This is a genomic window from Ruminiclostridium cellobioparum subsp. termitidis CT1112 (assembly GCF_000350485.1).
Lineage (GTDB): Bacteria > Bacillota > Clostridia > Acetivibrionales > DSM-1351 > Ruminiclostridium > Ruminiclostridium termitidis.
The window spans coordinates 155,803-169,102 of the sequence record NZ_AORV01000046.1 but is presented as its reverse complement, the minus strand read 5'-3'; the positions used below and the strand labels follow the sequence as shown (position 1 = coordinate 169,102).

Here is a 13,300-nt window from a genome sequence, read left to right as displayed (position 1 = left end):
ATAAAAAATAATGTGAAAGGAGGTAGACAAATGTCGCTGCCATTACAAAACCTGGACGACATCACTTTTGAAGAACTGGTGAAGGAAGCGAAATCCCTGATCCCGGTATATACTTCCGAATGGACAAATCACAACCCCTCTGATCCCGGTATAACACTGGTTGAATTGTTTGCATGGTTATGTGAAATGATTATCTACCGTATCGATCAGATCCCGGAAAAAAACTATCTGCGCTTCCTCAATCTGCTTGGAATACAGCTTGCCGAAGGTGAGGAACTGGCCTCGGGAATCCGGCGCGGTGTACAGCAGCTTTCAGAATGCACCAGAGCGGTTACTGTTGAGGATTATGAAATGCTGGCATACAGGGCATTAATGGAGAAACCGGATATTAAGGAGAATTTTCCCGATATATCCGCAAGGACCATATGTCTTGCCAACAGGGATATGGAAAACAAAAAGTCCGAGGATACCGAACAATTCGGACATGTTTCGGTAATTCTCATCGTGTCTACTCAGAATCAGTCTGATTTGATGAAGGAGACATATAATATCAAGCAGTATGTAAAGCAGTACCTTTCGGAAAGAAAGGTTCTTACAAACCGTGTTCATGTGGTGGATCCCGATTATCAGGACATCAAAATAAACATGCTGGTAGCCGCCAGGGATAAAAAACTGGCCGATACCATCCGAAGTGTCATAGAAGAGCATATAGACCCCATACAGGGCGGTGAAGGAAAGAAAGGCTGGCCTCTTGGACGAAACCTCTATAAATCCGACTTATATTATCTTGTGGAGCGGATTCCGGGGATTGATCATGTGAAGCAGATAGAACTGGAGGCTCCGGCTCTCAAACCTCACCAGCTCATTAAATTAAAAGAATTAAATATCGAGGTGGAAGCATGAGTTATGAGGAGTACAGCAAATATACCCAATACCTTCCCAGAATATTTCAGAAGGGAAATACCCAGACCGATGACACTTATTTTCTTGGCCGGTTTTTAAAAGCTTTTGAACAAATTCTGGCTGGAGGAACAGAAAGACAGGAAACTTTTGGTATAGAGGAATTGGTGGACAGGTTCGACAAATATCTTGATCCGGCCCTGGCTCCTCCGCAGTTCCTGCAATGGCTTGCAGAATGGGTGGCTCTTGAGCTGGAGGATGCGGCGGAATTTTACGGGACAGAGGACAAGGAGCAGAAAGACTCCCTGCCCACCCAGCTTCTTCCTCTGGAACAGACACGTTCAACCATAAACAGGGATATGATAAGTGCCATTGTTCAGCTGTATAAGAAGCGCGGAACCTGCAATGGCCTGCTGGAATACCTCCAGCTATACGCAGGAGATGAAACCACCATATCAATTGATGAATTTCAGGAAACCTCCAGAATAGGGAACTCCAGAGAGATCGGGCGGAATACCATGGTTGGCAGTTCATCACCCTGCTTCTTTTCAGTGAATGCAATAATTCCGGCCCACAGCAGGAGTATGCTGAACAATAAGGTGGCTTTGATGCGCAGGGTCATAGAAAGTGAAAAACCTTTTTATGCAAATTACAAGCTTAATGTGGAAATACCTTCAATGAGAATAGGAATTTACTCAAAAGTCGGAAGAGATACTCTTGTTGGAGGTATGATAGAAGATTAGGCAATCGGTAGGTTAAATAATTATGAATATCCGGAGGAAGTGGCAATGGGTAAAGAATTAAAAAGAATGCGCTATTTTGACGGACTCCTGCTGGAAGCAGAAGACTACAAGCTTGATCAGGAATATCAGATGAGGCTTCAGCAGCTGCATAACCGGTATCTGCATACCTGGGGTATTGTAGCCGGTCTTGAGGTTGAACCGTCGGTGAAGTATTTACAAGTGACCGTCAAGGAAGGAATCGCCATAAATCAGACGGTGACGGCAAATGGTGAAAGTACCAGCCAGTATATTTATATAACGGACAATCACCCCGACAGGGCTATAGACTTATCAGATTATAGCTCGGGAGAAGATTTGTATATTTATGTAAGTTACGAAGAAGAGTATTTGGACAAGGATGATCTGGAAAAAGGCAAGGGTAAGGAAATACACATATCGGAACGGGGACGTATCAAGGTTGGTAAAGCCAAGCCAGATGATCAGATGGCAAATGTGATTCTGGCCAGAGTATGCATGCAATGGATTGACAATAAAAAATACCTGGGCAAGGACTGTATATTTGATTCGGAGTCAGACGGCACTCCGCTGAGAAGATACGCCGGTCCTGCCGGCAGTGTACTGGCTATAGAGAAAATAATATTCAAATTGAGTGAGGATATAGCCGGAATGCCATCTATTAAAGCCCTGGACAGGGGCAGCGCAGGCATAGGGCTTGAGGTTAACGCTCCAAAGGCAAATTTTACCGGTTCGGTCAATGTTATGGGTGATCTCATAGTCAACGGAAAGCTGCAAAATGATGATGCCAAGGAAAATGAACTTCTGGTTTCAAATTGCTTTGTCCAGGTTAACAGCAAACCCTCCGAGGGCGAATGGACAAGACAGGACGGCGGACTGGAGGTCTACAGAGGTGATTCCACCGATTACCCTGATGCAAGGCTGGTGTGGTCGGAATCCGAAAAACACTGGAAGATCGGGTATGGTGACAATATCTGGGATATAGCCTACGGACCCATATGGGAAAGGCTGATAAAAAATGATATGGCAGATGACCTCCACAGGCATTCGGTACTGAGCTATGAGGGAGGAAATGCGCTGGAATCGGACAATTCCGGGAACCTGTCAGTCAAAGGGAATCTCTGCCTTAACGATAAGAACATCTTGCTGAGAGCCTCTGATAACACGGCTCACGGCCTGGGCTGGTTCGGCAGCGACAAACTGTTTGCCGGGATAAATGTGGACGGCCCGGTTCTGTATGGTTTGAAGGGCGGAATACTGGGAACCTCTGATGGCGGGCAAAAGCCCGTAATATCCTGGAACAGTCAGGGAAACGTGGGCATAGACACTCAAAGTCCCACGGATGACAAACTTGAAGTCACCGGAAGTGTGCGGATATTGAGCCAGTCCAACCCTCTGAGGTTCACATCCATGTGGTCGGGGCTGCCTGACAATAATAAAAACTGTGCCGAGATAAGCAATGATACAAATTATCATAAGGCTTTGATAATAGCAGGAAACCAGTCGGCCGGACAGACCAGAAAAGTAGCCATATGGGACAGGCTGGATGTAAACGGCTTTTTATATGTGAACGGGAACATGCAGCTGTCACAGGTGCTGACTCCCAGTGCAGGAAACGGCAAAAACGGTATTATATTCCCAAGTGACCCCGGAGGAGGCTCGGGTGATACCGCATGGTTGAAATATTATGCCAGGAGCGGTGAAGCCTGCACTCTTGAAATAGGTATTTCCAATGATGCAAACGACAATATTGCTCTGATGCCATCGGGAAATGTGGGTATCGGCACCCTGAATCCGGGGGATAAATTGGATGTAAACGGTTGGATGAGGGTCCTGAGCGGGTCCAATCCGCTGCGTTTCACCTCTTCCTGGAGCGGATTTCCGGATCAGGCGGCAAATCAGGCAGAAATAAGCAATGATACCTCAAATTACAAATCTCTGATGATTGTGGGCAACAGATCAAGCGGAACCAGAAAGGTATCAATATGGGACAAATTGGACGTTAACGGCAATCTCCTGGTCAATGGCGATGTCCAGTCCATATGTGCAATCATCCCCAGTGTCGGAAAAGGGGATAATAACGGAATAACCTTCCCCAAGGACTATTACGGAGGCAACGGGGATGCGGCCTGGATCAAATATTATTCGGATACCAGCCGCGGCGGCGGAGAGAACATGACCCTTGAAATAGGAATTTCAAATGATCCCGGGACAGGCGGATACTATGGCGGAGGAGACCGTATAAGGCTCTATGCCAGCGGAGGAGTTTATGTGGATGGTTATTTCTATTACAGTTCCTCCCGCAATCTGAAGGAAAATATTTCAAACCTTCAAACAAAAAAAGCCAAGGAAATTCTTGAGGGAATGAATCCTGTGAGCTTCAATTTCAAGGGGGATCACGAAAAGACAACATTGGGCTTTATTGCTGAGGAAATGCCAAATGCAGTGGCTGCCAAAGATCAGAAGGCCATCAGCCCCATGGAAATCATCGCTGTTCTCACAAGTGTGGTAAAGGATCAAAGGAAGGCTATAACCAAACTGCAGCAGGATCTGGAACAGATAGCTGCCCAGAGAAACTAATAAAAAGGAGGACTTACGGATGAAAGAACAAATCGAGTTGAGAATCAATGAACTGAAAGCTGAGCTGGAGGCTGGACAAAAGGTGATGGAAGAATTGGAAAATCAACGTTCCAATATTACATACACACTGCTTCGTATAAACGGAGCAATACAGGTGCTTGAGGAGATGGTGCACAAAGAAGAGGCCTCTGCTTCCTGATAAATGGCTTTATGCAGAGTATTTTGCAGTATTATGAGTATCCGGAGGAAGAGGCAAATGGGAAAAGAATTAAAAAGAATGAACTACTTTGACGGACTCCTTTTAAAAGCAGAAGACTATGGCCAGGATAAAGATTATATACGAAGGCTTCAGGGATTCCATAACCGCTATCTTCACACCTGGGGAATAATATGCGGTCTTGAAGTCAGGCCGGTAATCGACAGCAGCATGGAGGTACTTGTTACAGAGGGAGCTGCACTGGATTTAGTTGATGAGAAAAGCGGGGCCGACGTCAAAGAGAGTACAAGCAGGCAAATACTGATATATGAGGGGCACCCGGACAATCCCCTTGATCTTTCCGAATATGATGCAGGTGACAATATATATATATCCGTCAGCTACTGCGAAACAGGAGCCGACAGGGATAATGAAAAAGGTCAGGGTGAGGAGATCCATATATGGGAACGGGGGCAGCTCAGTCATAGCAGCACAAAGCCGGCCGACATCAAAAAAAATGTCCTGCTGGCAAGGGTGGTACCCAAAATTGTACGGAAAGAAACTGAAAACAGTGATGGTTCAAGTATCGTATATGATGAAGTGATTATAGACAGTACATGTATTTTTGATACCGATACCGACGGCACGCCCCTGCGGGTGTATGCAGGACCCTATGCACGTGTGCTTGAACTTAAAAAGTTTATATTCAAATTTGGTGACAAGATAGACGGTGTGCCTTTTGTAAATGCAGCGGAACAGGTTACCTCAAGCGAAAAACAGCTGGATATGGTTTCAAAAATGGTAAATTTCAGCGGAGAAGTTGAAATAGACAAGGATTTATGGTTTCAGGGACAGCTGGTTTCCAAAAAGGACGGCAAACCCACACCGGAATTTGAAACAGAGGAAAACATCCTGCAGGTTAACAGTATAAACGTGGATAAACCTGAGTTATGGACTAAGAGAGACGGAGGTCTCGAGGTTTTCCGCGGGGGAAGCGCAGACGAGCCGGATGCCAGGATAGTATGGTCTGACGAGGAAGAGCGGTGGCTGGCCGGAACAGGTCTCGACCTGAGTCCTATAGCCCATGGAGCCGATTGGGATAAAATGATAAATAAATCCTTTGCCGATAAACACGGCCACAGCAGGCTGTTTTCATCAAAGGGAGCGGTTCTGGAGGTGGAAAGTTCGGGAGCCGTATCCAGCAAAGCCGGTTTATCAATTCCGCAAAAAATATTGATTTCTCCCGGTAATTCCATTGAGGCGCTGGCATGGTACGGCAAGGGAAGAACATATTCAGGCATGGAAGTTGAGGGACCTGCATTATCAGGCTTTAAGGGAGGTCTGCTGGGTACGGCGGAAAATGGGCAAAAGGCGGTCCTGTCATGGAATTCAAATAAAAACGTTGGCATAGGCACAGTCAATCCTGGTGCCGATATGCTGGACGTGGCAGGAAGCGTCAGACTGTTGAGTAAGTCAAACCCAGTAAGATTCACTTCAGAATGGACGGCTTTCCCTGATCTTACAACAAATCAGGCCGAAATATGCAACGATACCACATACCATAAGGCGCTGATGATAGTTGGCAATCAATCGGCCGGACAGGGCAGGAAGGTTGCCATATGGGACAGGCTGGATGTGGCAGGACTCCTTTATGTTAACGGAAGCATGCAGCTCTCACAGGCTCTGAATGTAACAGCAGGATCAGGAAGCAACAACGGTATTGTATTTCCGAATGACCCCGGAGGAGGTTCGGGAGATTCGGCCTGGATCAAGTATTATCCCAGATCGGGAGAAGCCTGCACCCTGGAAATCGGTGTTTCCAACGACGCAGATGATAATATTTCCATAATGTCGGCAGGCGGGACCGGAATAGGAACTACGGCGCCTAATGACAGCCTGGACTCATATGGTTATACACGCATAATGAGCAATTCCAATCCTCTGCGATTTACATCGGTCTGGAGCGGTTTCACGGAATTGTCTTCAAAAAATGCTGAAATATCCAATGATACCGGCACCTATAAAACTCTGATGATAGTGGGAAACAGGTCGGCCGGGCAGGAAAGAAAAGTATCGGTTTGGGACCGGCTGGACGTCAACGGCTCTCTTAAAGTTACAGGGAATCTTGTAGCGAAGGGTGCTATCATACCCGGGGTGGGAAACTGTGACGTCAAGGGTTTAATGTGGCCGAGAGACCCATACGGAGGCAGTGGAGATGCTGCCTGGATAAGGTATTATTCGGATGCGCTCCGTGGAGGCGGGCATAATATGACCCTTGAAATAGGCATAGCAAATGATTCCAATCTGCAGTCATATACATCAACTGAATTTGTGAGTACCTGTCCATACAGCTGGGTGAAAAATCCCTGCGGTTACTACAGGACTATCAGCTATACCTATTATGGAACGGGCGGAGACAGACTGCGTCTGTATGCAAGCGGAGGTACATATGTGGACGGCAATCTGTACTATACCTCCACAAAGGAATACAAGGAGAATATTAAGGAATTGTCAAAGAGCTCGGCACAGTCCGCACTTAATAGTCTTGAACCGGTTGAGTTTAACTTCAAGGGTGATTCCAGAAGAACCACCATGGGCTTCATTGCAGAAGAAGTACCTGAGGTGTTTGCGGCCAGTGATAAAAAAGCCGTAAGTCCTGTTGAAATCCTTGCTGTTTTGGTAAGTGAAGTCAAAGAGCAGGAGAAGATTCTGAACAAGTTAAAGAAAAAGGTTGCAGCCCTTAAGGCTCTTAAATGAACCTTGTAATTCCAATAAATTTAAAATCCCAAAGGAAAAATAAATTATTAAATCTATTACGAATTGGAGGAGTTGAAAATGAAAGAACAGCTTGAGGAACGTCTAAAGGAATTGAAAAACGAATTTGAAAACGGAAAAAAGGTTCTGGAGGAACTGGATGTGAAACGCACCAATCTGACACAGACACTTTTGAGAATAAGCGGAGCGATACAGGCTTTGGAGGACCTGATGCCTAAAGAGGAGGTAAGTAATTAGCTGAAACGCAAGGTGCGGGTTTCATAAATTTGAGAATTCGGAGGAACGAAAAATGTCAAACCAAATCAAGCGTATGAAGTATTTTAACGGTTTGTTGCTGAAAGAAGAGGACCTTGCTCTTGAGCAGGAATACCACATGAAACTTCAGCGTCTTCATAACAGATTTTTTCACGACTGGGGAGTTGTAGACGGACTGGCCGTCAACCCGGTGGGCGGCTACCCCAAGGTCACTGTATCACAGGGGCTTGCGCTCAATAGAATAGCAAAGGATGATACAAATGAGAAGTTCAGCCAGGAAATCTGGATTTGTGACGGCCATCCTGACAACCCTGTTGATTTATCGGAGTATGATGTAAATACAGATATATATATTACGGCAGTATATGAAGAGGCTGATGCCGACAAAGACAGTAAAAAGGGCGGAGACAAGGAAATACACATATGGGAGCGCGGCAGGATAAAACACAGCAGCAAGCCGCCTGTAGATCCCAGCAGGGAAATCGTTTTGGCCAGAGTAAGACTGATTCCTTCCAGTTCGGGCGGAAAGGTAATAGGCGAAGTGTCCGAAAAAGAATCCGACGGTATAACCCAGGCCCGTAAATATGCCGTTACTCAGGGTACGGCACAGGAATTTGCCAAAATATACATAGGTGAAAAGGACAAACTGAACCTGCCCAGCATAGGTGGATTAATTGATCGGACACTGGGGCAGAATGACGGCCTTGAAGTACGTTCACCCTATACCAAGTTTTCCGGAAAGGTTATCAGCGGTGAGTTGAAAACAAACGGTAATGCCAGCGTTAACGGCGTTTTGACGGTTAATGCAAACAACAGTGAAGTTTTTAAGGTTGATTCCAGTGGAGCGGTTAAAATTGCAAAAAATGCAGCCGTAACAGGAACCCTCTCAGCTGCCGGGGGTTTGAGTGTGAACGGAGAGAATACAACATTAAATACAACAAATGTTGTTATGACCGGAAATATGCTAACTGTTAACAAGTATACTCCCAACCAGGATGAAACTGAACCCAGGATGCAGAGCAGCGGGGTGGAGGTATTCAGGGGCGGGACCATACCAAATGCAAAGCTTTTGTGGGATGAGAACAAGGGGACCTGGAGAGCGGGGACAGATGCCGGCGGAAATGAAGCGGAAAGCGGAATATATGATCTGGCTTATGGCCCTGATTGGGATAAGATGCATGACGGCTCAAATGCCGACACCCTCCACAAACATGGTACCATCAGCGACCCGGATGATAATCCCGTCCTGACTGCAGACGACAGTGGAAATGTAAATATTAAGAATAAAGTTATAGTCAACGGAAGTGTGGTAGCAAAGAGCGGTATTGAAGTCCCCAGTGAGAAGGACAATGCCAGGCTGGTGTGGAATGAAACTGACAAGCACTGGCAGATAGGACTTGGAGCCGACATGTACAACATTCCCTACGGACAGTCCTGGCAGGACCTGACCACAGGAACAAATGCAGACATGCTTCACAATCACAGTGAATTTTATAACAGTGACAGAACACTGGTAATGGGTGCGACTCCCACAGGGGATGTGAAAGTCTATTCCGATCTCTCAGTGGCAAAGAATCTCATTGTAGAAGGAGACCTGATTGCTTTAAAGGGAAAGCAATACCAGGAGATTGAACAGATTGTAACAAAAAATGTCATACTGGTAAACAAGCCTGACGACAATCAGACACCTTTTTTTGAAGGCGGTTTGGAGGTATACCGCGGAGACGAATTGCCAAATGCAAGACTTATATGGGACGAAGGCAGCGACAGCTGGAAGATTGGTACAGGCAGCAGCATGACGGTCATACCCAGCGGCATTGAACTGGAATATCTGACGCACGGTCAAAATGCCGATCAGCTGCACAGGCACGGGAGCCTTGTAGACGAAGAGGATGCTGCGGTAGTTTACATAGGCAGTGACGGAAACACCAAAATAGGCAGTGATCTGACTGTAACCGGCGATATTTCCGTCGGGAGCAATGCTTCAATAAAGGGTGATGTCTCCCTTGAGGGTTCGATTGTAGTAAAAGGGGATCTTCAGGTTGACGGGACCAAGACCGTTAAGAACGTAAAAACAATTGAAGTTGATGACAATGTAATTGTAGTAAACAAATACACCGGAAGAAGTCAGCCCATAAGTAATGAGGGAGGACTGGAGGTATACCGGGGATCCGACCCCAATGCTAAATTTGTCTGGAATGAGGCAGAGAAAAAGTGGAAGATCGGCACCGGGGACAATATGAAGGATTTGCCATATGGGGATAAATGGGATACACTCACCAAAATGTCTTCAGCCGATACGCTCCATACCCACAGCGTAGTAAGTGACAAAAAAGGTACCCCTGTGATAAATGTAAATTCCAGCGGTGACATCAGTATAAACAAGAATACAAAAGTTACCGGAACACTGGCTGTCAGCGGTCCGATGACCATAGCAGGAGACCTTGAAGTATTGGGAAACCTGAGTTCGGTGGACAATATAATTAGAAAGATAGACAGTGAAGTTGACGGCAATACATTGATTCTGAACAAGTTTACCGGAGAAAATCCTCCGCTGAATGAGAGCGGCATAGAAATATTCCGCGGTGAAGCAAAGCCAAAAGCAAGGATGATCTGGGATGAAGCTGCGGAAATCTGGAAAATGGGCCTGGGAGAAGATTTGAGGGAAGTTCCCTCGGGAAAGGCATGGGAAAAGCTCACAGCAAAGAAGAATGCAGACTCCCTGCACAGCCACGGCCAGATCTATAATGAAAAAGGAGATATACTTGCCTTAAGTACACGGGTTTCCGGAAATATAGATGTTGCCCACGACCTCACAGTAGGTCAGGATCTGGCTGTACTTGGAAATCTGGAGGTTAAAGGCGGCCTGACCCGGATAAGCAGTTCAAACATAGAAATAATCGGCAATTCCCTTATTCTGAACAGGTTTGATACAGGGGAGCTGAAAAAGGTTGACAGTACCATTTCAGTTTACAGGGGGGTTACTGAAAACAGCGCCATACTGGCCTGGGATGAAACCAACGGCAACTGGAAGATCGGTATGGCCAACAGTCCGAAGCTCTTAAGGATAAGCCAGGATGGGAGTATACATTCCGCTTCGGCAATCATTGACGATGAGATAAATGCGGGAAGTGCATATATAAATGGCAGCCTTAGGGTTAAAGACGGTATACAGATCGACAGGGGAGAAGAACCCGACCCCGTTATCAAATGGATCACAGATACAAATCAATGGATTATAGGAGTCGGTCAGGAAGGTTTTATATGCGCCGACAGCACCGGTAAAGTCGGTATTGGAAACCAGGCGCCCAAAGAGAGACTTGATGTTTCAGGGAATGCAATTGTAAACGGTAATATGGAGGTTACAGGTGATTCCAACGTTACCGGGATTTTAACGGCCGGAAGTGCTGAAATTACCGGAAGTCTCCAGGTTATGGGCGATTTTTCCCTTAAAATGGACGATCTTTCCCCTAAAAAGGGGATAGAAGTAGACAGGAATACTGAGGTATTAAAGCGCGATCCGGCCAGAATTGTATGGGATGAGAATACACAGGGCTGGTATTACGGTGTGGGCAATGATCTGAAGGAGATATCATCCGGTGATTCCCGTACACAAAATAATCTTTATGCCAAGGACAATCAAACAGTTTCTGTCAAGTCGGACCAGTATGGGAATGTTTCCATAGGCACTCAGGATCCAAAGGCAAGATTGGATGTATCGGGGGATACAATCATTAATGGTAAAATAACCGTTAAAAATACTGTGGAAACATCCGGCAGCGCTGTATTCGGAGGAAAGGTCACGGCAAAGGAATGCTACGAAGTGTACAGAGCTCCGGGTGAAGAGATCGCAAAATTATACTGGAATGAAGACAGCGATACCTGGCAGGCAGGTTTGGAGAACAGTCTCAAGAACATATCACTGGCAGGACATACTCATAACAGCTTGTATTCGGGAAGTTCGGCTGCAGTGAGTGTTGATGGCAGCGGAAATGTTGCGATAGGAAAATCAGCGGCAGATGCAAAACTTGATGTCAACGGGAACATAAAGGCCGTAGGGATAGCAGCCTCGGGTTCAATAACCGCGGAGGCAACTTTAAAGGGTGCCAATGCCGATATCAGCGGTGTTATGAAGTCCGTTGACGGAATGATAACAAAAAATCTGACAGTCGGCGGAAATCTTACTGTAAACGGTGAGGTCGTTACAGTCAATGCCACCAATCTTGATGTGGAAGACAATATTATAACAATAAACAAATATGCTCCACAGGAAGATCCGGCAGATAAGGATGCCGGAATAGAAGCCTTCAGAGGCGGAACAGCACCCAGCGCACTGCTCATTTGGAATGAGAGGGATGATGTCTGGCAGGCCGGAACTGCAACTGATATGAAGACATTGGGCTTCAAGGACCATCAGCATGACGAGCTCACTGCCATAACGGAAGTTATGACTGTAAAGGACAGCAAGATCGGGATCGGTACGGCTTCTCCCTCTGAAAAGCTGGAGGTGGACGGAAATGCTAAAATCAGTGCGAAGGTAACGGCTGGAGAATTCTATACTACCGGCAAAATAACGTCAGGAGAATTTAATGCTAACGGTAAAACCTCAGCAGCAGAATTCTACACAACCGGTAAAATTTCCGGAGCCGAAGCGGCTATCTCGGGTATTCTCGGGGCAGCTACAGTGAATGCGGGAAATGTCAATGTCAGCGGAGCGCTCAATGTCAACAGCGGTATTGAATTGACCCGTGCAGGCAACGAAAAGAAAGCGCAGATCCTCTGGAGCGAAACAGATAAGAAATGGAGGGCCGGCATAGACGGGGACATGAACAGCATTTCCCTTGAAGGGCATACCCACCCTGAAATTACCAGCATTACCGGTGTTATGACAGTTAAGGGCGGAAATATGGGAATCGGCAACACCAACCCCCTTAAAAAGCTGGATGTGACCGGAGATGCAGGTATAAGCGGAAAAGTGACGGCAGCCAGCGCAGATATAAGCGGAGCTCTCTCGGCAGGAAGTCTTAGTACGGGAACTGCCACAGCAGCAACTATTACAGCGACAAGCCTGACTGCAACCAACCTGACGGTAAACAACGGCAAGCTGAAAGCCGCCGCAGCCGACATAACAGGTATTCTTACACTGAGCAGCGGAATTGAAACTGCTGATACCATAAAAGGTAAAATCAGCTGGGACAGCACCGGTAAGATATGGATGGCAGGGGAAGCCGGCGATATGAGGCCTGTGGAGTTTGTAGGACATAAACACCCGGTTCTCTATTCCGATAACGGGAGTGAAGCCATCAGGATAACTCCGACAGGAGATGTAGGTATCGGCAAGACCCCGGATGATGGAATAAAACTGGATATCGAAGGTGTTATACAGGCAAGTAATATCACAGCAGCAGGTGTTGCCCAGACTTCTTCGGCGGTTTACAAGGAGAATATCGAGGAGCTGCCTGTAAAAACAGCTCTGGAATTGCTGAAAAAGCTGAATCCGGTTACTTTCGACTACAAGAATAACTATCTGAAGAAACATAACATCGGGTTTATTGCCGAAGATGTGCCGGGAATATTTACAACTTCGGACTCCCAGGCTATTTCAATAATGGATATAGTAGCGGTGCTGACCTCGGTAGTTAAAAAACAGCAGACCGAAATGACCGCCGTGAAGAAACAACTGAATACGTTGCAAAAGCAGGTTGCCGAATTAACAGGTGCCTGATATATCACTTCATTGAATGGAAACAAAGAGGCCCGTGATTTTTATCACGGGCCTCCTTGTGAATTTAATAGGGGTAAAACCAACCACGATATGGGGTTTATACGAATTTTG

At 46.3% G+C, this 13,300-nt stretch carries 7 protein-coding genes; all 7 read left to right on the top strand.

Annotation, left to right across the window (positions count from 1 at the left end; translation table 11 throughout):
- The first annotated feature begins 30 nt into the window (after window positions 1-30).
- The 7 genes from CTER_RS17625 (at window position 31) to CTER_RS17600 (ending at window position 13,189) form a co-directional block, all read left to right on the top strand.
- Window positions 31-903 carry a baseplate J/gp47 family protein gene (locus CTER_RS17625; RefSeq protein WP_004627573.1) on the top strand — a complete coding sequence of 291 codons (873 nt, stop codon included), beginning with the start codon at window positions 31-33 and terminating at the stop codon, window positions 901-903.
- A complete protein-coding gene (locus CTER_RS17620; RefSeq protein WP_004627551.1) occupies window positions 900-1,643 on the top strand; it encodes a phage tail protein in 744 nt (247 codons plus the stop codon). The genes CTER_RS17625 and CTER_RS17620 overlap by 4 nt, the downstream gene beginning before the upstream one ends.
- A 45-nt stretch (window positions 1,644-1,688) precedes the next feature.
- Entirely contained in the window at window positions 1,689-4,238 is a 2,550-nt protein-coding gene (locus CTER_RS17615; RefSeq protein WP_004627685.1) for a tail fiber domain-containing protein, read from the top strand.
- A 19-nt stretch (window positions 4,239-4,257) separates the two neighbouring features.
- Window positions 4,258-4,437 carry a hypothetical protein gene (locus tag CTER_RS17610; protein ID WP_004627542.1) on the top strand — a complete coding sequence of 60 codons (180 nt, stop codon included), beginning with the start codon at window positions 4,258-4,260 and terminating at the stop codon, window positions 4,435-4,437.
- Between the two features lie 57 nt (window positions 4,438-4,494).
- On the top strand, window positions 4,495-7,191 hold the full coding sequence (locus tag CTER_RS17605; RefSeq protein WP_004627667.1) for a tail fiber domain-containing protein: 2,697 nt from the start codon (window positions 4,495-4,497) through the stop codon (window positions 7,189-7,191).
- Window positions 7,192-7,269: 78 nt separating this feature from the next.
- Complete coding sequence (locus CTER_RS28365; protein ID WP_004627643.1) at window positions 7,270-7,446, top strand: hypothetical protein; 177 nt, start codon at window positions 7,270-7,272, stop codon at window positions 7,444-7,446.
- 52 nt (window positions 7,447-7,498) lie between these two features.
- On the top strand, window positions 7,499-13,189 hold the full coding sequence (locus CTER_RS17600) for a tail fiber domain-containing protein (RefSeq protein ID WP_004627674.1): 5,691 nt from the start codon (window positions 7,499-7,501) through the stop codon (window positions 13,187-13,189).
- Window positions 13,190-13,300: the final 111 nt, after the last annotated feature.

Coding starts and splice junctions, on each gene's coding strand:
- CTER_RS28365 (WP_004627643.1), top strand. CDS start 7,270: ATGAAAGAACAGCTTGAGGAACGTCTAAAGGAATTGAAAAACGAATTT.
- CTER_RS17600 (WP_004627674.1), top strand. CDS start 7,499: ATGTCAAACCAAATCAAGCGTATGAAGTATTTTAACGGTTTGTTGCTG.
- CTER_RS17625 (WP_004627573.1), top strand. CDS start 31: ATGTCGCTGCCATTACAAAACCTGGACGACATCACTTTTGAAGAACTG.
- CTER_RS17615 (WP_004627685.1), top strand. CDS start 1,689: ATGGGTAAAGAATTAAAAAGAATGCGCTATTTTGACGGACTCCTGCTG.
- CTER_RS17620 (WP_004627551.1), top strand. CDS start 900: ATGAGTTATGAGGAGTACAGCAAATATACCCAATACCTTCCCAGAATA.
- CTER_RS17605 (WP_004627667.1), top strand. CDS start 4,495: ATGGGAAAAGAATTAAAAAGAATGAACTACTTTGACGGACTCCTTTTA.
- CTER_RS17610 (WP_004627542.1), top strand. CDS start 4,258: ATGAAAGAACAAATCGAGTTGAGAATCAATGAACTGAAAGCTGAGCTG.